This is a genomic window from Francisella marina (assembly GCF_008369785.1).
Taxonomy (GTDB): Bacteria; Pseudomonadota; Gammaproteobacteria; order Francisellales; family Francisellaceae; genus Francisella; species Francisella salimarina.
In genome coordinates, this window is the sequence record NZ_CP043552.1 from 2020773 (window position 1) to 2046148 (window position 25376).

Here is a 25376-nt window from a genome sequence, read left to right on the forward strand (position 1 = left end):
TTTTAGCAAAAAAAAAATAAATTTACTAATAACAAAAGGTTCTATAAATACTTATTCTTCAAGATTATCGATGATTTTTTGTTGCTCTGAATCGGTTTTTACAGCACTTGATTTATCACTAGCAATATACATATATACCACAGGTAAAACAAATAGTGAGAAGATCGCTCCTATCACAAGTCCGCTAGATATGACCACACCTATACAGTTTCTACTAATAGCACCAGCTCCTGATGATGTTACCAGAGGTATGACACCAACCACCATTGCTGAAACTGTCATCAATATAGGTCTTAAACGTTGTGATGATGATGTTACAATAGCATTATACTTATTCATTCCTTCATGTTTTTGTAAGTGATTAGCAAATTCAACAACCATGATACCCTGTTTGGATATTAGACCAATCAATGTTACGAGACCTAGTTGAGTGTAGATATTTAGCGATGCCCATCCAGCACCCATGTATTGACCGATATATAAAGGTATTAGCGCTCCAGATATTGCCATTGGTATAGTAACTAAGATCACCAAAGAATCTCTAAAGCTCTCAAACTGAGCAGATAGTGCTAAGAAGATAAGTACAATTGCAAATGCAAAAGCTACCATCATAGTGCTACCGTTTTCAATATATTGACGAGCAGAGCCAGAGAAGTTAAATGAGAACCCTTCCGGCAACTCACTTCTAACTACACTTTTAACATAATCAATAGCTTGGCCTTGAGTTATTCCCGGAGCCATAACAGCAGAAATCGTTGATGAATTTAATTGCTGGAAAGTGTTTAAGGTAAGAGGTTGACCCTCTGTTTTAAAGGATACTAATGCCGACAGAGGCAATTCTGAGTTGAACAAGTCACTAACCTCATCCGAACGAATGTATATGTTACCTAATTGTTCTTGAGTTAACATTTCATTACGAGCTAATTGGGGAATTACTTGGAAGCTGTATCCTTTTAGGAAGAAATAGTTAATATATCCTCCTGCATAAGAGTAACCTAATGTTTTAGCAATATCTGACATAGTGATGCCTAATATACCAGCTTTTTCACGATCAATACTGATATCAACAACTGGGTTATCAAATTTAAGATCACTTTGAGCGAATACAAATAATCCGCTTTTCATCATTTTATCAATTACTTTATTAGTAATTTCATCAATAGCCTCATAATCATTAACACTCTGAATAACTAATGATAGTGGGGCACCTCTTGGTATTCCCGGTAGTGCAGGAGTTTGATATGTATATGTTTGTATTCCCGGTAGTTCTGTAACCTTTGCCTGAGCTATCTGAGCAGCTTTTTGTTGAGAGATTTCTCTCTTATCCCATGGTTGCATAATAAAGCCGCCAAAAATCACATTTGACCCCATTACTCCATTAAGAATAAAGGTGTCTTGTTTGCCAGGTACTTCATCTAGTGTACTAGCTAATTTTGTACCAAAAGTTTCTAGGTAATTAATATTTGCAGAAGATGGAGCTTGTCCCATAATTCCTAGGAAGCCCATATCCTCATTAGGAGCTAATTCAGATTTAATCCCTTTACCCATTATGAAACAGCTAGCTAGTACAATCAGTCCTACAACAGCTATTGCAGGTTTGATATCTAAGACAAACTCTAAGATCGCTTTATATTTTGCAGTTAATGCTGTAAAGAGTTTATCAATGAATTTAACAAGTTTTGTGCTCATCATTTCTCTATTTAAGATTTTTGAGCATAACATTGGTGAGAGCGTATACGCAACTATACCAGATATTACTACAGCTCCAGCAAGTGAATATGCAAACTCTGTGAATAGTTGTCCTGTGAAGCCTCCCATCATACCAATTGGAGCATATACTACGACTAGGGTTAGAGTCATCAATATAACAGGATTGGCTATTTCTCTAGCTCCTTTGATGGCGGCTGCAAAAGGTTCCATTCCTTCTTCGATATGCCTATAAATATTCTCTAGTACAACGATAGCGTCATCAACAACAAGACCGATTGCGAGAATCATGGCAAGAAGAGTCAGAAGGTTGATTGAGAAGCCCATAAGCGACATCAAAAAGAATGATCCAATAATTGAAAGAGGAATTGCAACAACTGGAACTATAATGGCTCTAAATGATCCTAAGAATAAAAACATAACTACAGATACAATTACCACGGCTTCAAATAATGTGTGAAGAACTTCTTCAATAGAAACTTCGATATATGTAGTACTATTGTATGCAATGTTAACATCTAGGCCATTCGGAAGAGCTGCTTTGATATTTGGTAGCTCTTCAACTAGTCTATCAACTACTTCAAGGGGGTTTTCTTCAGGGGATACTACAGCACCTGCTAGTACAGCATTTTTGCCATCAAAATACACAGATGAGTTGTAGTCTTGAGCACCAAGCTCAACTTTCGCAACATCCTTGAGTCGTACTACCTGTTTATCACTTTTTTTGACAATTAAGTTTCTATACTCTTGAGCTGTAGACATACTTGTTTCGGGGTTAAGTGTATAGTTTAGGTATGGCCCCTGTATTTGGCCTCCGGCTGAAACTAAACTGTTCGAGCCAATTGCTGTGGCTAGTTCAGTTGGTGTGATACCATACTCTGCCATGCGCGTTTTATTTGGATATATACGCATTGCATAAGGCTTGTTGCCCCATACATCTATTGAAGATAATCCACCTTGGGCTAGTAGTTTAGGTGTAAGTTCAGAGTTAATATATGCTGATATCTCTGAAGTATTCATGGTCTTACTTGTAAACGCTAAGATTAAAGATGGGAAGTTATCTGCAGGATTTAGCTTAATAGCCGGAGAATAAGCATCTTGAGGGAGTTGGTTAAGTACAGAGTTAACATTTTGTACAACCTCAGATAAGACATCGTTAGTATTATAGCCTAGTTTAACATAGACAGTAATTGTACTTGTACCTAGTGCGGATGATGATGTCATATAATCAATACCTTTGGAAGAGCCAACCGCAGCCTCTAAGGGTCTAGTTACAAAAGCTTGGATCGTAGCAGGGTTTGCACCTGGATATGCTGTTGTAACTGTAATAGTGGCACTATCTATGTATGGGTATTGTCTAACTTGTAATTGAAAAAATGAGCCAACTCCTACAACAATAATCATAAAGCTTATTGAAAGAGATAGAACAGGTCTTCGAATAAAGAGATCAATTAAACGCATTACTGGATTCCCTGATTATATATATTATTGTCAATCTTTACACTATTGTTCAGTATTGCATCCATTCCTTTATGCACTTTATTTTGTCCTGACGTAATAATCGTAGTGCCGGGCTCTAAGCCTTTAACAAGAGCTAAGTTATTTCTAGTTTCTAAGACTTCAACATTAGCTTGTCCTACCTTGTATAAAGTCTTGTCGGTATCAACAGTTTTCATTCCTCCATCAGCGGTGGATGTGTAAGACGCTGTGACAGGTTTGCCATCTTTCATTACAGGGTTGAGTGTAAATACTGATTGACCATAAAGGCTATATGAAACAGCATTTCTAGGAATCACAATAGAGTTTTTCTTAACTGGTAAGCTAACATGAACAGTTAAAAACATTCCTCGGACAATTTTATGATGTGGGTTTTGGTATGTTGCTTGAACAGTTATAGATCTATTTGAATCATTAATAAAAGAGTTTATTGCCGTAATTTTAGCCGTAAAAGTTTCACCAGGATATGAGTCAGAATAGAAGTTAATTTCTTGACCAACATCAATCATGCTCACTTTGTTTTGTGGCACTGGGAATGTAATAAATATAGGATCAATCTTTGTAAGTGTAGCAGCATTATCACCGTTGTTGAAATATTGTCCTAAACTTATGTTTCTGATACCTATCTTACCGTCAAATGGAGCTCTAATTTCTTTGAAGCCTATTTGTGACTCTATATTTTGAACTTGAGCTAATTTAGAAAGGTAGTCAGCATTTGCTTTATCAGCAGATTCTTTTGAAGTTGCTCTTTGTTCAACAAGTTTGTTGTAACGATCTTTTGTGATCTTGGCAAGTTTAAGGTTTGATAATGCTTCTTCTAAACTAGCTTTTAGTTGACTGGTGTCTAGTTTAAATAAAAGATCACCTTCTTTAACTTCTTGTCCACTCTTAAAATTAATTTCACTTACAATACCACCAGATTGAGAAGATATCTCTGTGGATTGAATAGCTTGTGCTTCACCAATAGTGTTTATGACCTGTTTCCAGTCTGTTTTTTCTACAACTGAAGATGTTACAGCTACAGGCTGAGGCACGTATGAAGCCATACCTTTTTTAATCATACTTTGAATAAGTTCGGCAAATCCAAAAATACTTCCAAAGAGTATTAGTGTTGCTACTACAACAGCTATTGAGGCGGTACGTTTGTTTTTGAGAAGAGAAAGTTTTGTTTTTATATAGTTGATTTGGAAAATAAAGTAGACAATTGCTAGAGATATTCCAAGTTTGCCCAGTATGAGCCATGCTATGACAATGGTTGCCAGTACAAAAATCAGATAGTTTCTCTTACTAGAATTAATTTTTTCTTTAAGGTCTAAAAAAGTTTTTTTAAAATCCACTGTTATATCCCACTATTTTTTAAATATTCTTATAAATAAACTAATACAATTTATGCCTAATAGGCAAATGAAAAATATCAAGCTATATACTGCCAAACTAACACCAGAGATCTCTTCGGAAATACTAGTACAGCTACTAACAGTTCCTGTTAATGATTTTGTAGCATCAATTAACAATGGGTTGCTAATAGCACCACAGTCTGTTGGATCATTGGATATTGTTGATGAGAAGTACTGTAAATAAGCTTGATCGGCAGCGATATAGCAACCAACAATAGTGATTAATACAATTACTATCAGTACTATTGAACTAAATCCTTTTGAGCTGTTTTTGATTAACCCTAGGATACTAAATATCATAATGCATATAACACATAGTTGTTGAAGTAGGCACATTGGGCAGGGCTTCCAGTTTAAACCGAAAATGGTAATCATAATTACAGCCAATGCGATTAAGCAAACAAAAGTATTAAATAAAAAAATATTTCTAAATATGAATCTCATCATTAAATTTTTCTAAAAACAAAGAAATTTTTGTAATTGTATCATAGATTTAATTGCTTTTTTATATTATCAATATAAAGCGATTCTATAGCGTTTGAGAGATCTTCTTTTGGTACTGTTATGGTCAGGTCTTTAATATTAGAGGTATTTATGGCATGGAAAGTGTTTTTTAGCTGTTCAATAGTTCTGTTTGAAGTATTGGAATTATTTATTGTTAGATATTTTCTGTAAGTATTTGTGCTAACTTGTTGTAGCTCTTTATTTCTTATTAAATTTGCTTTTTTTAATAGTCTAAGAACATCTCTGGCACTTATGTTTTTAAGTTCAAAAATTTTTCTTATAGTTATGACTGCATTTAAGAGTTTGTATTGTTTGTTTGATAGAAGTAATTCCAGCTTTATATGTTTAACAAACTCATCTTTAATGTCTAGAAGACATAGGCATATTTTCTCATCATTTGAAGATTTTAAGTAAATTTTGCTCTCAAAGAAACTTGTGTTTGGTATTGTGTCTAAAGATTTTTTTATATATGGGAATGTCACCTCCAAGGCTTCAAGATTGTCTAATGTCTCAAAAAAAATCCTTGGATTTTTAAGTGCTTTGATAAACTCTATATGCAATCGCTCCTTAGTTAGGTAGTCTAGCTCTCCTGATCTAATAATTGATTTGATTATGTTTATTGTTTCATCAGCAATTGAAAAATTAAAAGCACTAAGTTGGACTTTGAAGCGAGCTAATCTAACTACACGTAAAGGATCTTCAATAAATGCTTCTGAAGTGTGTCGAAGTATTCTATTTTTAATATCATTTTGACCATTAAAAGGGTCAATTATATTATTGCTTTTATCTATTGCCATGGAGTTGATGGTCAAGTCTCTACGTTTTAAGTCTTCTTCTAATGTGATATTGCTTGAAAAATTAACTTCAAAACCATGATAGCCTTTAGCTATTTTTTTTTCTGATCTAGCTAAGGCATACTCTTCTTTAGTCTCTGGGTGTAAAAAGACTGGAAAACTAGATAGTATTTTTGTGAAGCCAGCTTTGATCATTTGAGCTTCTGTAGCACCAATCACCACCCAATCTCTGTCTTTGGGTGCTATACCAAGCAATATATCTCTAACAGCACCACCAACTAAATAAAATTCCATAGCCAAATAAACATCTTTCTGTTTGCTTTATGTTAACAGAAAAAAGTGTATAATTATCTGTTATTCGCGTTGGTTTTTTAACGGCTTTTTGTATTCTATGGCAAATTTGATTGATAAAATTGATCTTAAATCTCAGGGTTCGGGTAACCTAAGTGGTGAAATGATAAGTAAGCAAAGGGTGGGAACCCTTTATAAAAGGTTGTTGTCGCAGGTTAAACATTTGTGGCACTTTCTTGTTATTGCAGCTGTGGGTAGTGTGTTTTTCTCTGCTGCTGATGCTTCAATGATATATCTTATTAACCCTATATTGAATTATGGGTTTGGTCCTGGTGGCGATATTACTAAGCAAAGTGCTAGTATACTTATGCTTATGGGTGTTGGTATGGTAGGGCTTTTGACTTTGAGATCAGTAGGATCATTTTTGTCACAATACTTTATAGGGTCTTTAGGGCAGAAGGTTGTTTATAAATTTAGAAAAGATATTTATAAGAGATTTATGAATCTACCTGCTAGCTTTTTTGATAAGCATTCTTCAGGTCAGATTATATCAAGACTATTATATAATGTTGATCAAGTTACTGAGGCTACATCAACAGCTATTATCACAGTTGTGCAAGATGGTACTTTTGTTATAGGTCTTATAATAGTTATGGTGGTTTCAAGTTGGCAATTATCATTGTTTTTAATAATTATTGGACCATTTCTAGGTTTGTTTATTTCTATAATAAATAAGAAATTCAGATCATTAAGTAGAAATACTCAGTCATCAATGGGTAATGTCACTCATACGGCAGAAGAAACGATAAGAAACTACAAAGAAATTAGAATCTTTGGTGCGCAACATAAACAACAGAATAAATTTTTTAGAAATCTTGATTATACTTACTCTCAGCAGATTAGAACAATTGCGTTAGATGCTCTTACATCACCTGTTATTCAGATTATTGCTTCACTAGTTCTTGCTTTTTCACTATTCACAATCGCAATCTTTGGGACTAATGAAGGAGGAGGTTCGTCTTGGTTAACAGCTGGTTCTTTTGCGTCATTCTTCGCTGCTGCTGCTGCCATTCTAAAACCAATTAAGAATCTTACCAAGGTTAATGTCGTTATTCAAAAAGCTGTAGCAGCTACAGAAGATATATTCTATATTTTAGACTATCCGGCAGAGAAAGAAACAGGTAATAAAGAGCTTGATAAGGTCTGTGGTAAAGTAACAATCAAAGATGTTAGTTTTGCATTTGGAGAGCAAAAAGTTCTTAATGGTGTAAGTACAGAGATTGAAGCAGGAGAAACCGTAGCTTTTGTTGGTAAATCAGGGAGTGGTAAGACAACGCTTACGAGCATTATTTCAAGATTTTATACCCAGCAGAAAGGTGAAATATTATTAGATAATGTTGATATACGAGATTTGACTTTAGAAAACTTAAGATCGCATCTATCTATGGTTTCACAAAATGTTCACTTATTTGATGATACTGTATTTAATAATATAGCATTTGGACTTTCAAGAGATGTTTCTGAAGAAGAGGTCGTAGATGCTCTTAAAAGAGCTAATGCTTATGAGTTTGTTCAAGAGCTTTCTGATGGTATTCATACTAATATTGGTAATAATGGTTCTAAATTGTCAGGCGGTCAACGTCAGAGATTATCTATTGCTAGAGCTCTATTGAAAAATGCTCCAGTGCTAATATTTGATGAGGCAACTAGTGCACTTGATAATGAATCAGAAAGGGTGGTTCAACAAGCATTAGTAAGCTTGACTAAATCTTGTACTACTATAGTTATTGCACATAGGTTGAGTACGGTTGAAAATGCCGACAAAATTGTAGTGATGGATGATGGTAAAATGGTTGAAAGTGGTAAGCATGAAGAGCTTCTGGCGAAAGGTGGACTTTATACTAGGCTATATCAATCAGGACTTCAGTAATAATAATGATAGATAAGATTTGGTATAGACCAAAGCCGGGGATACTCAGTTATATTTTAAGTCCTATCGCTTTTATTTTCTTAAAGATTGCTCATAATCGTAAAATTAGGCTACAGAATAATCAATATAAGTCAAAAATTCCTGTAATTATAGTGGGTAATATCTCCGTTGGTGGAACTGGTAAAACTCCTGTAGTGAGGATGTTTGCTAATCAATACCTAGAGCAAGGTAAAAAGCCAGTTGTAATCAGTCGTGGCTATGGCGCTAAGGCAGAAAAGTATCCTTTTGAAGTCGACTCAAAGACACCTGCAAGTGTATGTGGTGATGAACCGGCAATGTTATTTGATGCATTAGGTGGTAAGGTGCCAATAGTAATATCTCCACACAGAGTTGATTCTGTTAAATATATTGAAAAAAACTATCCTGATGCCGATGTTATTATATCCGATGATGGTTTACAGCATTATAAACTAGCTAGAACTAAAGAGGTGGTAGTAATCGATGCCAGTAGGATGTTTGGCAATGGATTATGTCTACCAGCTGGACCTCTCAGGGAACCGGTAGAAAGACTAAAATCAGTGGATCAAATAATCGCTATAGGTAATCTTGATGACCAAAACTATAGTGAGTTATTAAATTATAATTCTAATATTGTCAGAGCTAAAATCAAGGCGACAAAATTTGTAAATCTTGTAACAAAACAAAGCATACCTATAGATAGTTTCTATGGTAAATCAATAGATGCTGTTGCTGGTATTGGTAACCCTGATAAGTTTTTTAGCTCGTTGGATGAGCTTGGAGTGAATATCTACCATGAGCATATCTTCAGAGATCATCATAAATATACGCCTAAGGATTTTGAACATTTTGATCCTGAACAGATAGTTATTATGACTTATAAGGATGCCATTAAATGTAAAGATTTTGCCAAGAGTAATTGGTGGTATCTTGATATAGCCTTAGAGCCTTATTGATTATTCGGTTAAGCTGAAAATTTGTCACTAGAATGGAAGTCTAGAGTATAAATCAGTTTGATATACCAAAGCATATATATTACTATTAACCTGATAAAAAAGTAGCTACAAAATCTATGAAAAAAATTGTTTTAGTTGATGGATCATCATATCTTTTTAGGGCATATCATGCTTTACCAAACCTTACTAATAGTCAAGGTGAGCCAACAGGGGCTATTATAGGCGTGATTAATATGCTTAAGAAACTGCCTGCTATGTATGATACCGAGTACGTCACAGTAGTCTTTGACCCCAAGGGTAAGAACTTTCGTCATGAGATGTATCCTGAATACAAAGCAAATCGTAAAGCGATGGATGATGAGCTTAGAGTACAAATCCAACCGTTACATCAAATTATCGAGAATATGGGATTTCCATTGATAATAAAAGATGGCGTTGAAGCAGATGATGTAATAGGAACATTGGCAAGAGATCTTGAGCAACAAGGCTATGATGTCATTATATCAACCGGTGATAAGGATATGGCACAGTTAGTCACGGATAATGTGACTCTTTATGATTCTATGAAAAATGTAACTACTGATGTGGTGGGAGTTATAGAAAAATATCAAATTAGACCAGGTCAAATTATAGATTATTTAGCTTTGATGGGTGATTCTTCAGATAATATCCCGGGAGTACCAAAAGTAGGTCCTAAAACAGCAATTAAATGGCTACAAGAATATGATGATATTGATGGTGTTATTGCCAATCAAGATAATATCAAAGGTAAAGTTGGAGAAAATTTACGCAATAATATCGAGTTACTCAAATTATCCTATAAATTAGCAACTATAAAGTGCGATGTGGAGCTTAATCTATCTATAGAAGATTTAAAATGTAAAAATGCAAATAAAGAATACTTATATGAGGTGTTTACACGTTATGAATTTAAATCTTTACTTAAAGATTTAAGTATTCCATCTTCACTAAAGTTAACAAAACCGCAACCTGAAAATATAGAGGTTGACTATAAGATAGTTGCAACACTAGAGCAACTTAATGATTTGGTCAAAGAATTGGAAAGTAGCAGTAGTTTTGCATTTGATACGGAGACAGATTCTCTTAATACTTATGAAGCGAACCTTGTTGGTCTATCATTTTGTGCAAAAGAGGGTCGAGCTTATTATATTCCTTTGCAGCATAGATACCTTGGAGTTCCACAGCAATTAGAACTAGAGATTGTTTTAGATAGTTTAAAACCTATTTTCGTAGATTCTCAAAAGTCTAAAGTTGCCCATAATTTTAAATTTGATGAAAAAGTTTTGTCAAAATATGGAGTTAAGATAGTTAATCAAGTTAATGATACTATGATTATGGCATATGTGCTAAAAAGTAGTGGTAAACATGATATGGATAGCTTATCAAAAGAGCACTTAGGTATTGAGCCAATCGCATATACGACATTAGCTGGAACTGGTCGTAATCAGTTGACATTAGATCAAATAGATATAGAAAAAGTAGCTAAATATGCTGCTGAAGATGCTGATATTACATTTAGACTTTATAATCATTTCTTGAAAATGCTAAAAGATGATGATGTGTTATATAGTCTATATTCTAAGGTTGAAATGCCGTTGACTATTATCCTTAATAATATGGAAAAAACTGGCGTTAAAATAGATGCTGATAAACTTATAGAACAAAGTGCTAATCTTGAGGACTCTATAAAGGAGCTTGAAGTTAAGTGCTATGATCTTGCTGGTCAGGAGTTTAATTTAGCTTCACCTGTACAGTTAAGAGAGATTTTGTTTGAAAAGATGGGGCTTCCCCCAGTCAAAAAGACAGCAAAGGGTCAAGCTTCGACATCTGAAGAGGTTTTGGTGCAGCTAGCCGAAGAGTATGAAATAGCAGCATTAATAATGAAGTATCGCCACCTATCAAAGCTTAAAAATACTTATACAGATAAGTTGCCAAAAATGCTTGATATAAATGGTCGCGTTCATACTTCGTATAATCAGACCGGTACTGTGACTGGAAGACTTTCTTCATCAGATCCGAATTTACAAAATATTCCTATTAAGAGTCCTGAGGGGCGTAAAATTAGACAGGCATTTATTGCTGAAAATGATTTTTGTGTAGTTGCAGCGGATTACTCTCAGATTGAACTGAGAATTATGGCGCATTTGTCAAAAGATAAAAACCTTTTAAAAGCTTTTAATCAAGGCTTAGATATTCATAGTGCTACTGCGGCTGAGGTTCTAGGTATAGGTCTTGATGAGGTTACTAGTGAGCAACGAAGAAGGGCTAAAGCAATAAACTTTGGACTTATTTATGGTATGAGTGCTTTTGGATTGGCTAAACAGTTGGAAATACCAAGAGCAGAAGCTCAAGAATATATAGATGTGTATTTTAATCGTTATCCAAGTGTAAAAGAGTATATGACTACAGCTAAAGAATTTGCAAAGCAAAATGGTTATGTTGAAACTATACTTGGAAGAAGATTGTACCTACCAGAAATTAGTGCTAAAAATGCAATCCAGAGAAATGCTGCTGAAAGAGCTGCTGTTAATGCTCCTATGCAAGGTACAGCAGCAGATATTATTAAAAAAGCTATGATAGATGTTAACACTGTTATTTTACAAGAGTATAATGATGACATTAAAATGGTCATGCAAGTGCATGATGAATTAGTATTTGAAGTTAGAAAGCTCAATCTTGATGAAGTAACTGCGAAAATAAAAAGTATAATGGAATCGTCTATTAAGTTAAGTGTTCCCCTAGAGGTAAATGTTGATTCAGGTGAGAGTTGGGATCAAGCACATTAAATTATAGTTATAGGATGTTTTATGTTATTAGTAATGGATGTGGGGAATTCTCATATACATATAGGTGTTTTTGAGGGAGAAAATATAGTTTCTCAAATAAGATATGCTACTTCATCAGTCGATTCCACATCGGATCAGATAGGTGTATTTCTAAGGCAGGCATTAAGAGAGAACTCAGTAGATTTAGCTCAGATAGAAGGTTGTGCGATATCATCAGTTGTTCCTCACTTAAATTATTCTTTAGGCTCTGCTGTCATAAAATACTTTGATATGAAGCCATTCTTTATTAGTATGGAGACTACTGATCTTGATATGTCTTCTGTTGAAGCTCATCAAGTAGGAGCAGATAGAATAGCTAGCTGCATTGGAGCTATAGCTGATTATCCTAATAAAAATTTACTAATAATTGATTTAGGTACAGCAACTACTTTTGATTTAGTAACTAAGGATAAAAAGTACTTAAGTGGCTCAATTATGCCGGGTGTTAAGCTTTCACTGAATGCTTTGTGTCAAGGAGCTTCGCAGTTGTCTTCAATAACTATTGTTAAACCAGAGGTTGCCATTGGTTATGATACTAAGACTAATATTCGTTCAGGGTTGTATTATGGTCATTTAGGAGCACTAAGAGAGCTTAAGGCCAGAAGTTTAGAAGAATTTGGAGCCCCTGTTTATACTATAGCAACAGGTGGATTTGCAGGATTGTTTAAAGATGAAGGAATCTTTGATGAGATATCTCCTGATTTGATTTTGCGAGGGATTAGAATTGCATTCCTAGAGAATAACAAAAAAGGTGTTTAGTGATTATGTTAAAGAATAAAAAAGCGGTCATTTTATTATTTGATTCATTTGGTATAGGACAAGCACCTGATGCTGCTGATTTTGGTGATGAAGGATCAGATACCTTAGGTCATATTGTTGACTATTTTACTAACAATGGCATGAGTATCAAACTCCCAAACTTAGCAACAAAAGGTTTGTTGAAGGCTGCTGAATACAATAGGTGTAAAGAATTTAGTCAACAAGTTGGTCATATAGATGTTATTGAAAATGCAAAGTATGGCTATTGTGCTGAGGTTAGCAAAGGTAAGGATACACCAAGTGGTCACTGGGAGCTAGCTGGTGTGCCTGTTATGTTTGATTGGTATTATTTCACAAATAAAGGTGATCAGGGTTATTTTGACAAAGAGTTTATTGATGAATGGGTTGAACGAGCTGGACTTACCGATGGTTTTATAGATGCTGGTCATGCATCAGGAACAGAAGTTCTAAAAGAGCATGGTTGCGAGAGTTGTGTTACTAAGAAGCCAATTGTTTATACATCTGCAGATAGCGTTTTTCAGGTTGCTGCTCATGAAGATTATTATGGTTTAGATAAATTATTGAATATCTGCAAAATAGCTAGAGAAATTCTTGATGAGATGGGAATGAAAGTTGGTAGGGTTATTGCTCGTCCATTTATTGGGGAGTCTGCCGATGAATATACTCGTACTGGTAATCGTAAGGATTTTTCGATATTGCCACCGGCACCAACATTACTTGATAAGTTAACTAATCAAGGTGGTAAAGTTGTTTCAATAGGTAAAATTGCTGATATTTATGCTAATCAAGGTATATCTAAAAAAGTAAAAGCAACTGGACTAGAAGAGTTATTCGATAATACGATTAGAGAGTATGAATCAGCAAAAGAAAATACATTAGTGTTTACAAACTTTGTTGACTTAGATTCAAGTTATGGTCATCGTAGAGATCCTAAAGGATATGGTAAAGCATTAGAGTATTTAGACTCAAGAATTCCAGACTTAGATGCTAAGCTAGATGAAGATACTATTGTTATACTGGCAGCAGATCATGGTTGTGATCCAACTGCGCCAGGCTCAGATCATACAAGAGAATGTGTGCCGTTTTTATTATGGGGCAGGAATATCGAAGCAGAGTTCATTGGGGCAAGGGATACATTTGCGGATATTGGTCAAACAATTGCTGATTATATGGGTGTAGAGCCTCTGAGATATGGTAAGTCAATCTTTGGAGCTAATAATGACAACTAGACAGAAGATAGTATCATTAATGGACTTGACTCAGCTAGGTGAGAGTGACACTGATGCTGATATCGTTAAGCTATGCGCAAAAGCTAAAAATTCTTTAGGTGAAGTTGCTGCAATATGCGTTTATAAACAATTCGTCCCTGTAGTTAAAAAAACTTTAGGTAGTGATTTTAAAGTTGCAACTGTGATTAATTTCCCTAAGGGGAATAGCTCAGTTGAAGATATTGTCTTAGAAGCTAAAGAAGCAGTATCATTGGGAGCAGATGAGATTGATTTAGTAATTGATTATAATGAATATATCCAAAAAGGTCATTCACAAAAATCATGTGATATGATCGAGAAAGTCAAAAATGTATGCCAAGATCGTGTCTTGAAAGTCATAATTGAATCAGGCGAATTGAATGAAGATAACTTAATCAGTAAAGCAAGCCATGATGCGATAGTAAATGGAGCTGATTTTGTTAAAACATCTACAGGTAAAACACCAAATGGCGCAAGCTTAGGAGCCGCTAAAGTGATTTTAGAGACTATAAAAAACTCTGGATATGAGGTTGGTTTTAAAGCTTCTGGTGGTATTAGAGAAGAAGCTCAGGCCTTAGGATATATTAAACTAGCGGAAGAGATTATGTCAAAAAAATATGTAGTAGCAGATAGCTTTAGATTCGGAGTTAGTGGTTTACTCGATAACCTTTTAAATGGAGAAGTTAGTAGTGGCTACTAGGATATTGTTTTTTATACTCGGTATTGTTGTTGTTTTTGTTTTAGCTTATATATGGAGTAGTGATAGGAAAAAAATCAGGTATAAAAACCTAGTGGTTATTTTGGTTGTACAAATAGCTCTTGGCTTTTTCATGCTTGAGTCTGAAGTAGGTATAAAGGTTGTTGGTTTTATTGCCGAAGGTTTTGAGCATTTGCTTAACTATGCACATCAAGGATCAGCATTTATTTTTGGTGATCTTACTGATATGTCTAAAAATGGCTTCATTTTCTTTTTCAATGTGGGAATGCCTATTGTTCTAGTATCTTCACTGATTGGTATCTTACAGTACTTCAAAATACTACCTCTTGTAATTAAGGGCATAGGTTGGATTCTATCAAAAGTTACGGGTATGGGTAAGTTAGAATCATTTAATGCTGTTAGTTCACTTGCTGTCGGACAATCAGAAAACTTTATTAATTACAAAAAAATTATTGGCCATCTTCCTTCAAATGTATTGTATACAATGTCTGCAACGGCAATGTCTACAGTATCTTTAGCAGTTGCAGGTGCTTATATGTCATTATTAGATCCTAAGTATGTATGTGTTGCTCTAGTGATGAATATGTTTGGGACTTTCTTTGTGTTAAATATTATTAACCCTTATGAAGCTTCCGAAGAGTTTAGTTATGATAAGTTACATGAAGAGTTTGAAGAAGAGAAGCAAGGCTTCTTTGAGATGCTTGCCGAGTACATACTAGATGGTTTTAAAGTTGCTGTTATTGTTTCTGCAATGCTTATTGGATTTATTGCTCTAATTGCAATGTTAAATGCGATATTTAGTAGTCTATTTGGTCTAAGTTTTCAGGATTTGTTGGGTTATTTATTTTATCCTATGGCTTGGATACTTAATATTAATGGCGATGAGTTGCACGCAGCAGGACAGCTTATGGGTACTAAAATGGTAACTAATGAGTTTGTGGCGATGCAGATGATGAGTACACAGTCACAGCAATTTACAGAGCACACTAAAGCGGTTATATCAGTATTTTTGGTTTCCTTTGCAAACTTTAGTTCAATTGGGATAATCATAGGAGCGATTCAAGCACTAAGTAAAGAAGCATCAGTTAAAGTTTCTAAGTTTAGTTTGAAAATTCTTTATGGTGCGGTGTTGGTAAGTTTTTTATCAGCATGTGTAGTTGGATTAATAGTTTAAAGGTAAAGTTGTGATCTCAAGGCTTTTGTTCTTTATTCTTGGAGTTGTAGTTGTTTTTTTATTAGCTTTTATTTGTAGCTCAGATAGAAAAGCGATCAAATACCGCTCTTTATTTATAATAATGACTGTGCAACTAGTGATGTGTGTGGTTCTACTAGAAACACGTTTTGGTGTTGTTATTATGAATGGTTTTGCTAGTGTTTTTGATTTTTTGATTGATAAGTCTCAAGTTGGCGTAAGATTTGTTTTTGGTAATATTGATACTAATGAGAATAATGGTTTTGTTTTATTTTTAAATGTTTTGATGCCAATAGTCTTTATTTCTGCACTCATTGGTATCTTACAGTACCTTAAGATTCTACCTTTAGTTATTAGAAGTGTTGGGTTTTTATTATCCAAGGTTAGTGGTATGGGTAAGTTAGAATCATTTAATGCTGTAAGTTCAATATCACTTGGGCAAGCAGAGAATTTCTTAGCATATAAAAATATTATTGGACATTTATCTCCGAATGTTTTGTATACAATGGCGGCTACGGCAATGTCAACAGTATCTTTGTCGATATTAGGATCATATATGACTATGATTGATGCAAAATATGTATGTGTGGCAATTATTATGAATATGCTAAGTACTTTTTTTGTACTACATATCATAAACCCCTATGATTATAAAAAAGAGTCTAGTTATGAAGAGTTAGAGGTTGATTATGATACGGACAGTAAAAGAGCTTTTTTTGTAGTATTAGGAGAATACATCCTCGATGGTTTTAAAATAGCTGTTGTAGTTGCGGCAATTTTAATTGGCTTTATGGCTCTAATAGCCACACTAAATTCAGTTTTTGAAAGTATATTAGGTATTTCATTTCAAAACTTATTAGGTTATCTGTTTTATCCATTTGCGTGGGTTCTACATATTCCTGCTAGTGAGCTTTTATTTGCTGGAAAAGTGATGGGTACAAAATTAGTATCAAATGAGTTTGTGGCGATGTTGATGGTTAAAGATAATATGGCTAATTTATCATTACATACTCAGGCGGTTATTTCTGTGTTTCTAGTGTCTTTTGCAAATTTTAGCTCAATTGGGATTGTGGTTGGTACAATATACTCGTTAAGTAAAAGGTCTGGGGAGATAATGGGTGCTTTTGGTTTAAAAATGCTGTTTGGAGCCACCTTAGTTAGTTTTCTATCAGCAGTAATTGTAGGATTGTTTATATAAAAATTATGTCAAAATTTATAGTTATAGAAGGTCTTGATGGTGCTGGCAAAAGTACAGCTATTGGTTTTATTAAGAAATATTTAGACTCTAAATCTTTAGCTACAGTGTATACTCGTGAGCCAGGGGGTACTAAGGTCGCGGAAGAAATAAGAGCTCTAGCACTTAAGGATTGTGAAGAAGAGATGGTTGCTTCGGATACTGAGCTTTTATTGATGTATGCAAGTAGAGTGCAGCATGTTGAAGCTCTAATTAAGCCAGCACTTGAAAGCAATCTTTATGTTGTATCAGATAGGTTCTACTGGTCTAGCATGGCTTATCAAGGTGGTGGCAGAGAGCTTGGTTTTGATAAGTTAAATGCTCTAAATGAGACATTCTTAAAAGATTGTCAGCCTGATTTAACAATATATTTAGATATTGATCCTGCTGTTGGATTGGCTAGAGCAGGTAAAGTAGGTTCTCCTGATAGAATTGAGAAAGCAGGTTTAGCATTTTTTGATAGAACAAGAGATGTTTTCAAGAGTTTAGTGACAAAAAATAATAATGCCTATGAAATTGATGCTTCTCAGCCTATAGATGCCATCGAAAAAGAAATCTACACCATTTTGGATAAATATTTTTAGTTTTAAATAAAAATATTTCTAGTAAAATCTTTGTTAGTTGATTTATATAAGAAGATAAAAATTATGAGTGATATTTTAAAAGAAATTGCTAAAAGAAGAACTTTTGCAATTATTTCTCACCCTGATGCGGGTAAGACAACAATTACTGAGAAGATGCTTTTGTTTGGAAATGCTATTAAAACAGCAGGAACAGTAAAAGCTAAAAAAAGTGGTGTGCATGCGACATCTGATTGGATGGAAATGGAAAAAGAAAGAGGGATATCTATCACAACCTCTGTAATGCAGTTTCCTTATAATAATAAAATTGTAAATCTACTTGACACTCCAGGACATGAGGATTTTTCCGAGGATACTTATCGTACATTAACGGCAGTAGATTCAGCATTGATGGTTGTTGATGCTGTTAAGGGTGTAGAAGATCGTACAATTAAGCTTATGAATGTTTGTCGTCTCAGGGATACACCTATTTTGACTTTTATGAATAAATTTGACCGAGATACAAGAGATCCATTAGAGCTTCTGGACGAGGTTGAAGATATTATGAAAATCAAGTGTGCTCCTATGAATTGGCCAATAGGCATGGGTAAATTCTTCAAAGGAGTTTATGATTTGTATGAAGATGAAGTTACTCTTTTTGAAGGAGGGCATGGTCATGAAATTCATCCTTATAAAAAAATTAAAGGTTTAGCTAATGCTAAAAATGAAATTGGTACAGAGCTATTTGATGACTTGGAGATGGAAATAGAACTAGTACGTGGAGCTAGTCACGAGTTTGATCAAGAAGCATTCTTAAAAGGAGAGCTAACACCTGTATATTTTGGAACAGCGTTATCTAACTTTGGTGTAAAAGAGATGATGGATGGTTTTACAGCTTATGCACCTGATCCGCAGCCACGCGAGACAAATGAAAGGCTTGTAAATACAGATGAAGGTAAATTAACAGGCTTTGTGTTTAAAATACAGGCTAATATGGATGATAAGCATCGCGATAGAATTGCCTTTTTTAGGATATGTTCAGGTAAATATGAGAAAGGAATGAAAATTTATCATGAACGAACAGGCAAAATGATGCAAATATCAAAAGCTTTAACATTCATGGCAGGTGAGCGCGAGCAAGTTGAAGAGGGTTATGCTGGAGATATAATTGGTTTGCATAATCATGGTAGTATTCAGATAGGTGATAGTTTTACTCAAGGCGAGAAGCTTAAGTTTAAAGGTATTCCAAATTTTGCGCCAGAGATTTTTAAGAGAGTTAAGCTGAATGATCCACTCAAGATGAAGGCTTTACAAAAAGGATTAGTGCAACTATCGGAAGAGGGTGCAACTCAAGTCTTTAAGCCAGTGATTTCTAATGATCTTGTACTTGGAGCTGTTGGTATACTTCAGTTTGATGTGGTTGCTCAACGTCTTGCCTCAGAGTATAACGTTAAGTGTTCTTATGAAGGGGTCAATGTATCATTAGCTCGCTGGATTTTTTGTGATGATGAGAAAAAGCTTAATGATTTTAAGAAAAAATATGAGGCTAATCTATCATATGATGGTGCTGGCTATCTTACATATCTTGCGCCAACAGGAGTAAACTTGCACTTAGCGCAGGATAAAAATCCTGATATTATATTTAGTGCTACAAGAGAGCATTAAAATCATATACTTTTTAAGTAAAAAAAATATGCTATAATTTTCAAGTATTTGTTTATAAATTTATATTAGGGTGCTAGATGTTTAAGGGTATCAATAAGATTCTTGCCGCTGGATGTGCGTTGGTTATGGTAGCGCCTGCATTCGCGATGGAGATATATACAGTTAAGTCGAATGACTATTTGTATAAAATAGCAAAAAGCCATTCAGTGAGTGGTGTAAGTACTTCTGAATTAACTGATGCAATAAAAGGCATAAATAAATCTGAGATTCCAGGAATCGTTGATAATAGAATCAAAATTGGTGATAAACTTGCTATTCCTACTACTAAAGGTGAAGTTGAAGATGGTCTAACCTTGACAAGAAATCGGATGATTCAAGGTTCGTATAATCAGCCTTCTTCTAGTAATGATTCATCAAGTACACCTAAGCTTGGCGATCAAACAATGGTTTCAACAGATTCTGAATCTGATAGTTCATCATCCCCCAATGTATTAAGTGAGGATAAGATTCCAACCTTAATACCTGGAGAAGAAAATGCTCACGAAGCATATAAAAGTAATCTAGATAGCCAAATAAGTTCAGCAAATATTCAAGAAAATGAATCATATGAAGAAAGCTCATTTTCATTTTTAGGCTCACTATTTAAGTTTATTGTTTATATCGTAGTTTTAGCCGTGGCTGTTATTGTTGGTAGGAGATTTTGGGAAACAAGAAACTCGAAGAAAGAGCAGGAGTTAGAAATAATCTCAAGAAAGAAAAGAGATCACCTAATGTCACGTATTTCTCCTGTTGTTTCGGGAAATGAGTTTTATAGTTCTCGAAAGTCTAATAGTGGCCCTCAAGAAGAGTTTGATTTTTTTGATAATGCTAATAAAGTTAATTCTAATAGCCAAAACAAGGCTAGTTCAGAAGACTTTGAGCATGAGCTAAATCAAGATATTTCTGAGAACAATGAATCTGCTGAAATAACTAATAATATATACTCTGAAAGAGATAATGTTGTAGTTAAAACAGAACGAGGAGTTGTATTTGAAACTAATACTGATGAAGCACTTTTAAATGCTGATGATGAATCTAAAATTCAAGAATTAGATTCTCAAGAGCAGGCCGAGCAGGAGCTTCAATATGTAAATGAGCTTGTTGAGCAATTTTTGGATAGTGAAAAGTATGTTGAAGCAAGTATTACTATTCAAGATTCATTAGAGAAGAATCCTAATAATATTGATTTACGTTATAAGCTTTTAGAAGTTTATGCTCAGGCAGGGGACGAAATTGCTTTTGAAGGAGAAGTTCACTTTATAAAGTCTAAAAACATTGTAAGCATGTTTGATCCTTTGCATCAAAAGATAGCAAAGCTTAGAGATAAATATTTTGAGTAGTCGATTTTTATAATAATTTTTCTAGAGTATAACTAAATGTTTTTTAAAAAGAAGAAAGAAGTTCAGTCATCACCTGAAATAGAAAGAGTTCACGAACAAGATAATAAAAAAGGACTATTTTCAAGGCTTCAGTCAGGTCTATCAAAGACAGCTAGTAAGTTTGGAAGTGGCTTAAGCACCATTCTTATGGGGCAAAAAGTAGTTGATGAAGAGCTGCTAGAAGATATTGAAATGCAACTTTTAACATCTGATGTTGGTGTTGAAGCTACTGACGAAATAGTTGAGTATTTACGTGGGAAAGTAGCAAGAAATGAGCTTCAGACGGCAGATAAGCTTAATGAAATTATTCAGGATAAACTGACAGAAATTATTTTGCCGTGTCAGCAACCATTGCAGATTAATCATGAAAATACTCCTTATGTAATACTTATTGTCGGTGTAAATGGTGTAGGTAAAACAACAACTATAGGTAAGCTTACCAAAAAACTACAGTCTGAAGGTAAATCAGTGATATTAGCAGCTGGAGATACTTTCCGTGCAGCAGCAGTTGAGCAGCTTCGAGAATGGGGTGATAGAAATAATACGCAAGTTGTCTATCAAAAAGAAGGAGCTGATAGCGCGTCAGTTATTTATGATGCTATAAGCTCTGCAAAATCTAGAGGTATCGATGTGGTAATAGCAGATACTGCAGGACGTTTGCATAATAAAGATAATCTGATGCAAGAACTAAAAAAAGTTGTTAAGGTAATTAAAAAAGTCGATGATTCTGCACCTCATGAAACAATGCTTGTTGTAGATGCTACAACTGGTGGTAATGCTCTTAGTCAAGCTGAGGCATTTAATGAGATTGTTAACCTAACAGGTATAACAATCACTAAACTTGATGGTACTGCAAAAGGTGGAATAGTCTTCTCAATTGCTAAGAAAATGGGACTACCACTTAGATTTATCGGTGTTGGTGAGAAGATTGACGATCTGCAAGTATTTAATGCAAAAAACTTCACAAGCGCATTGTTTAGCTCTAATTCACAACAGTAATAAGTTTAGTTATTGAAACTTCACATTAGTAGAATATTTTTTGTTAAAATATTGTCTATCTAGTTATATAAAATATTGATTCTAATGTCTAATAAAGACTTTCTTTCAGGGTTAAATCCCCAACAAAAAAAAGCGACCTTGCTAGAGGATCGTAATTCTTTGATACTTGCTGGAGCCGGTAGTGGCAAAACAAAAGTTTTAACTTCTCGTATAGCGTATCTTTGTCGTGATAAAGGAGTATCTGTAGAAAATATTCTAGCTGTAACATTTACAAACAAAGCAGCTAAAGAAATCCAACACCGAGTTGAGAAAATGCTTGGCATTTCAACTTTTGGTATGTGGATAGGTACTTTTCACGGTATTGCTCATAGATTATTGCGTAAGCATGCTCATGAGTTGGGTCTAGATAAGAACTTTAGAATTCTTGATCAAGATGAGCAGGCTCAATTAATCAAAAAAGTGATTAAGAGTTTGGATCTTGATGATAAAAAGTATCCACCAAAATTATTGCAAAATTTTATTAATAAGCAAAAAGACAAGGCTATTCGTAGTAACAAATTAACAAAACAGTATGATATTAATTATGCTCATATCTATACTGCTTATGAAGAGAGATTACAGTTAGATAATGCTTTAGATTTTGCCGACTTACTTTTGTATTTATATGAACTGTTCTCTCTTAATCAACAGCTTAGAGAATATTATCAGAGTTTATTTAGGTATATTTTGATAGACGAGTTTCAGGATACTAACCAAGTCCAATATATGTGGTTGAAGTTACTTGTTACAGATAATAACTATATGATGGCAGTTGGAGATGATGATCAGTCAATATATGGTTGGCGTGGTGCAGTCGTTGATAACATTCACAAATATGTCGCAGATCTAAACGATGTTGAAATCATAAAGTTAGAGCAAAACTATCGTTCAACAAAGAATATTCTTAAAGTAGCTAATTCTGTAATCAAAAATAACGATAATAGAATGTCAAAAGAGCTATGGTCTGCTGCTGAAGATGGCGAAAAAGTTGAAGTGTATTGTGCAGTTAATGAGCGTGATGAAGCGAAATATATTATAGATAAAATTCGCCAATTACATGATGAAGGAGTTGACTATTCTGATATGGCAATTTTATATCGCTCAAACTATTTGTCGCGTGTCCTTGAGGAGAGTTGTATTTATGCAAGTATACCTTATAGGATTTATGGAGGTTTTCGTTTCTTTGATCGAGCTGAAGTTAAGGATGCCTTAGCATATTTAAGATTAGCTGTTACAAGTAATGATAACTTAGCATTTGAGAGAATTATTAATACTCCAACACGAGGAATTGGCAACAAAACTTTAGATACAATTCGTAATTTCTCACAGATTAATAATGTATCATATTGGCAAGCCACTATAGATATTATCCAGAAAGAAATTGTAACAAAAAGAACCGCATCTCTTCTGTTGAAGTTTATAGAAATTATAAATGCTATTTCATCACAAATAAAAGACTTAAGTCTAGATAAGCTTCTTGAAACTGTAATCAATGAAAGTGGTTTGTTGGCATCATATCAAGAAAAAGATACTGAAAAAGATCGTCAAAAAATTGATAACTTAAAAGAGTTAATAAGTGCAGCTAAAGATTTTGAACCGCAGATAGAGTTGCTTGATGATAATATTGATATACTACAAGATTTTTTGTCTTTTGCAGTGCTAGAAGCTGGTGAGATGCAGGCTGATGAAAATACAGATAGTGTTCAGTTAATGACAATACATGCGTCAAAAGGTTTAGAGTTTCGCTATGTTTTCTTAGTAGCAGCAGAAGAAGGAGTATTTCCTCCTAGCTCGATTATTAATGCTGAAGAGGCATATACTAGTGCAGAATCTAAAAAAATCCAAGAAAAGCTAGCTGAAGAGAGACGTTTATTTTATGTTGCTGTTACAAGAGCTATGAAGGCTCTAACCATTAGCTATGCTCAAGTGCGTAATATCTTTGGTAGAAGTAGTTTCCAAGTCAAATCACGCTTTCTTATGGAAATAGACTCTGAACATATTAATGAGGGTAAACTAACTGTAGGATCTCAAAATAAACCAAAGTTAAAGCAAAAATCAAACTTTGGAGTATCTCCTTTTGACTTTCTTAAGTCAAATGATACGAAGGGCAATAAGTTCAAAAAAGGAGATAAGGTGTTTCATAAGGTCTTTGGTAAGGGAATTTTTGTCAAAGCGCAATCTCAAGGTTCAAAAGAGTTTTATACTGTGGACTTTGGTACAGATGTTGGTCAGAAAATACTGTTAGCAGATATTGCAAATCTAGTTAAGCTTTAATACTTTTGATCATGTTTCTCATGATAATAAATGCTAAAGTCAGAACAATAACAAATGCGATCGTTATACTTGTACTTGCGTTTATATTAAAATGATCACCACCATCAATAGCTAGTCCAGCACTGAGTTGTCCAATCTCTATTACTAATGTTATAAGCATATTTGTGATTGCAATCCCAACTGCAGCAAAACTTGGAGGGCATATCTTATTAAAGTAATACCACACTAAGACTTGTGATGCTGAAAAAGTGCCGAATAAGAACGCAATACTAATAGCATAATTCTTAAATAAATGAGCGTTTACTAGTACGGATATTAGAATAATTCCAACTATTGAAATGGTTATGATTTTTTTGCCACTGAATTTGTTACACATATGTGTCATTATTGGTGAAAAAATAATCCAACCAATGAAAATCGCAGTTATCATGGTTGTTGAATATATACTGTCAAAACCGTAAGACTGCTTGAAATACAATACACCATATTGTGATGTTAAAATTACTGTTGGTGTATATAGAAGTCCTGCCCACATTGCGTTTTTCCAGATTAAACTATTTTTTATTAGCTGTTTACCTCGTTTTAGTATTTCACTAAATTTTGGCATAAGTGTCGAAGAATATCTTTCTTGTGGGATTATGATTTGAAAAAGCAGTGCTAGGGGTAGGGCTATAACCCCAGAATAGATAAAGATATTTATCCAAGAAGTATCATAGTGAGATATGATGACACTTATGTTTTGAGAAAATGCTGCAGCGAGTGTTCCGAGTGATATAACTAAACTTGTTATTATCGGGAAATATTTTGATTCAAAATTTTCTAAAGTAAGTTTTAGAACACCAATAAAAGCAAATGAAGATCCTAGTCCTACTAGTAATCTACCGAATAGTGCTAATTCGTAACCACCTGAGACAAAAATGATGTTACCAACTCCACAGAGTATAGTGGCACTGATAAGTACTTTCTTACTACCGTATCTATCAAGTAGTATTCCAGCAGGTATTTGCATTAGGAGGTATGTAATATTGTAACTAGATACTAAAAAAGAAAATCCAATATGTGTTAAAAGATTAAAGTGTTCAACTATTTGTTCTTGATAAGTACCTGTCAGTATTCTCAGAAAAAATTCATAGCAATAAAAACTAATTCCTACTACTAATACTAACGATAGTTTAAATTTTTGCATTACTAAATACCCAAAATGAATATTTCTTTAATTTATCTTTTCATTAGCTAAAAGTCTAATTAACTTTTTTTAACATGATCTAATTAGTATTAAATTGTGATAATATTGGTTTTAAATATGGAGG

18 protein-coding genes are annotated in these 25376 nt (G+C 34.1%); 13 read left to right on the forward strand and 5 right to left on the reverse strand.

The genetic code is table 11. The features are described from left to right. Nucleotides 1-51 precede the first annotated feature (51 nt). From F0R75_RS09910 to F0R75_RS09925, 4 genes are read right to left on the reverse strand one after another with little or no spacing between them, the layout of a single operon-like run. Nucleotides 52-3168 carry an efflux RND transporter permease subunit gene (locus F0R75_RS09910; RefSeq protein ID WP_149368843.1) on the reverse strand — a complete coding sequence of 1039 codons (3117 nt, stop codon included), beginning with the start codon at nt 3166-3168 and terminating at the stop codon, nt 52-54. Continuing rightward, entirely contained in the window at nt 3168-4541 is a 1374-nt protein-coding gene (locus F0R75_RS09915) for an efflux RND transporter periplasmic adaptor subunit (RefSeq protein ID WP_149377297.1), read from the reverse strand. The genes F0R75_RS09910 and F0R75_RS09915 overlap by 1 nt, the downstream gene beginning before the upstream one ends. Before the next feature lie 12 nt (nt 4542-4553). Beyond that, on the reverse strand, nt 4554-5048 hold the full coding sequence (locus F0R75_RS09920; RefSeq protein ID WP_342779632.1) for a disulfide bond formation protein B: 495 nt from the start codon (nt 5046-5048) through the stop codon (nt 4554-4556). A gap of 38 nt (nt 5049-5086) precedes the next feature. Continuing rightward, nucleotides 5087-6193 (reverse strand): CCA tRNA nucleotidyltransferase, encoded by a 1107-nt coding sequence (locus F0R75_RS09925; protein ID WP_149368842.1) that lies wholly within the window; start codon nt 6191-6193, stop codon nt 5087-5089. 97 nt (nt 6194-6290) lie between these two features. Here F0R75_RS09925 and msbA point away from each other — a divergent pair, with 97 nt between their 5' ends. The 13 genes from msbA to F0R75_RS09990 all read left to right on the forward strand — a co-directional run bounded on the left by msbA (nt 6291) and on the right by F0R75_RS09990 (nt 24066). Then, nucleotides 6291-8120: a lipid A export permease/ATP-binding protein MsbA gene (gene msbA / locus F0R75_RS09930; protein ID WP_149368841.1), complete on the forward strand. Its 1830-nt coding sequence runs from the start codon at nt 6291-6293 to the stop codon at nt 8118-8120. A gap of 5 nt (nt 8121-8125) precedes the next feature. Further along, complete coding sequence (gene lpxK, locus F0R75_RS09935) at nt 8126-9094, forward strand: tetraacyldisaccharide 4'-kinase (RefSeq protein ID WP_149368840.1); 969 nt, start codon at nt 8126-8128, stop codon at nt 9092-9094. Between the two features lie 116 nt (nt 9095-9210). Beyond that, nucleotides 9211-11901 carry a DNA polymerase I gene (gene polA, locus F0R75_RS09940; RefSeq protein WP_149368839.1) on the forward strand — a complete coding sequence of 897 codons (2691 nt, stop codon included), beginning with the start codon at nt 9211-9213 and terminating at the stop codon, nt 11899-11901. A 21-nt stretch (nt 11902-11922) separates the two neighbouring features. Beyond that, the gene (locus tag F0R75_RS09945) at nt 11923-12699 is read left to right on the forward strand and encodes a type III pantothenate kinase (protein ID WP_146420866.1); all 777 of its coding nucleotides are present in this window, start codon (nt 11923-11925) and stop codon (nt 12697-12699) included. A gap of 5 nt (nt 12700-12704) precedes the next feature. Then, on the forward strand, nt 12705-13949 hold the full coding sequence (locus F0R75_RS09950; protein ID WP_013922388.1) for a phosphopentomutase: 1245 nt from the start codon (nt 12705-12707) through the stop codon (nt 13947-13949). Next, a complete protein-coding gene (gene deoC, locus F0R75_RS09955) occupies nt 13912-14667 on the forward strand; it encodes a deoxyribose-phosphate aldolase (protein ID WP_179951647.1) in 756 nt (251 codons plus the stop codon). The genes F0R75_RS09950 and deoC overlap by 38 nt, the downstream gene beginning before the upstream one ends. After that, nucleotides 14657-15859 carry a NupC/NupG family nucleoside CNT transporter gene (locus tag F0R75_RS09960; protein ID WP_146420973.1) on the forward strand — a complete coding sequence of 401 codons (1203 nt, stop codon included), beginning with the start codon at nt 14657-14659 and terminating at the stop codon, nt 15857-15859. The genes deoC and F0R75_RS09960 overlap by 11 nt, the downstream gene beginning before the upstream one ends. A gap of 10 nt (nt 15860-15869) precedes the next feature. Continuing rightward, nucleotides 15870-17075 (forward strand): NupC/NupG family nucleoside CNT transporter, encoded by a 1206-nt coding sequence (locus F0R75_RS09965; RefSeq protein ID WP_149368838.1) that lies wholly within the window; start codon nt 15870-15872, stop codon nt 17073-17075. 2 nt (nt 17076-17077) lie between these two features. Beyond that, entirely contained in the window at nt 17078-17695 is a 618-nt protein-coding gene (tmk, locus tag F0R75_RS09970; protein ID WP_187986021.1) for a dTMP kinase, read from the forward strand. Nucleotides 17696-17758: 63 nt separating this feature from the next. Continuing rightward, on the forward strand, nt 17759-19336 hold the full coding sequence (locus F0R75_RS09975; RefSeq protein ID WP_013922393.1) for a peptide chain release factor 3: 1578 nt from the start codon (nt 17759-17761) through the stop codon (nt 19334-19336). A 77-nt stretch (nt 19337-19413) separates the two neighbouring features. Beyond that, nucleotides 19414-20715, forward strand: coding sequence for a LysM peptidoglycan-binding domain-containing protein (locus F0R75_RS09980; RefSeq protein WP_149368836.1), 1302 nt, complete (start codon nt 19414-19416; stop codon nt 20713-20715). Nucleotides 20716-20751: 36 nt separating this feature from the next. Next, on the forward strand, nt 20752-21753 hold the full coding sequence (gene ftsY, locus F0R75_RS09985; RefSeq protein ID WP_146420860.1) for a signal recognition particle-docking protein FtsY: 1002 nt from the start codon (nt 20752-20754) through the stop codon (nt 21751-21753). An 84-nt stretch (nt 21754-21837) separates the two neighbouring features. Continuing rightward, nucleotides 21838-24066 (forward strand): UvrD-helicase domain-containing protein, encoded by a 2229-nt coding sequence (locus F0R75_RS09990; RefSeq protein WP_149368835.1) that lies wholly within the window; start codon nt 21838-21840, stop codon nt 24064-24066. Here F0R75_RS09990 and F0R75_RS09995 read toward each other — a convergent pair. Further along, nucleotides 24056-25252, reverse strand: coding sequence for an MFS transporter (locus F0R75_RS09995; protein WP_149368834.1), 1197 nt, complete (start codon nt 25250-25252; stop codon nt 24056-24058). The two genes, F0R75_RS09990 and F0R75_RS09995, sit on opposite strands and share 11 nt — an antisense overlap. Nucleotides 25253-25376: the final 124 nt, after the last annotated feature.

Bases quoted from the DNA above. Each gene is read 5' to 3' on its own strand.
- F0R75_RS09910 (WP_149368843.1), bottom strand. From the start codon at position 3,168: ATGCGTTTAATTGATCTCTTTATTCGAAGACCTGTTCTATCTCTTTCA.
- F0R75_RS09920 (WP_342779632.1), bottom strand. From the start codon at position 5,048: ATGATGAGATTCATATTTAGAAATATTTTTTTATTTAATACTTTTGTT.
- F0R75_RS09925 (WP_149368842.1), bottom strand. From the start codon at position 6,193: ATGGAATTTTATTTAGTTGGTGGTGCTGTTAGAGATATATTGCTTGGT.
- msbA (WP_149368841.1), top strand. From the start codon at position 6,291: ATGGCAAATTTGATTGATAAAATTGATCTTAAATCTCAGGGTTCGGGT.
- lpxK (WP_149368840.1), top strand. From the start codon at position 8,126: ATGATAGATAAGATTTGGTATAGACCAAAGCCGGGGATACTCAGTTAT.
- polA (WP_149368839.1), top strand. From the start codon at position 9,211: ATGAAAAAAATTGTTTTAGTTGATGGATCATCATATCTTTTTAGGGCA.
- F0R75_RS09945 (WP_146420866.1), top strand. From the start codon at position 11,923: ATGTTATTAGTAATGGATGTGGGGAATTCTCATATACATATAGGTGTT.
- F0R75_RS09950 (WP_013922388.1), top strand. From the start codon at position 12,705: ATGTTAAAGAATAAAAAAGCGGTCATTTTATTATTTGATTCATTTGGT.
- deoC (WP_179951647.1), top strand. From the start codon at position 13,912: ATGGTAAGTCAATCTTTGGAGCTAATAATGACAACTAGACAGAAGATA.
- F0R75_RS09975 (WP_013922393.1), top strand. From the start codon at position 17,759: ATGAGTGATATTTTAAAAGAAATTGCTAAAAGAAGAACTTTTGCAATT.
- F0R75_RS09980 (WP_149368836.1), top strand. From the start codon at position 19,414: ATGTTTAAGGGTATCAATAAGATTCTTGCCGCTGGATGTGCGTTGGTT.
- ftsY (WP_146420860.1), top strand. From the start codon at position 20,752: ATGTTTTTTAAAAAGAAGAAAGAAGTTCAGTCATCACCTGAAATAGAA.
- F0R75_RS09990 (WP_149368835.1), top strand. From the start codon at position 21,838: ATGTCTAATAAAGACTTTCTTTCAGGGTTAAATCCCCAACAAAAAAAA.
- F0R75_RS09995 (WP_149368834.1), bottom strand. From the start codon at position 25,252: ATGCAAAAATTTAAACTATCGTTAGTATTAGTAGTAGGAATTAGTTTT.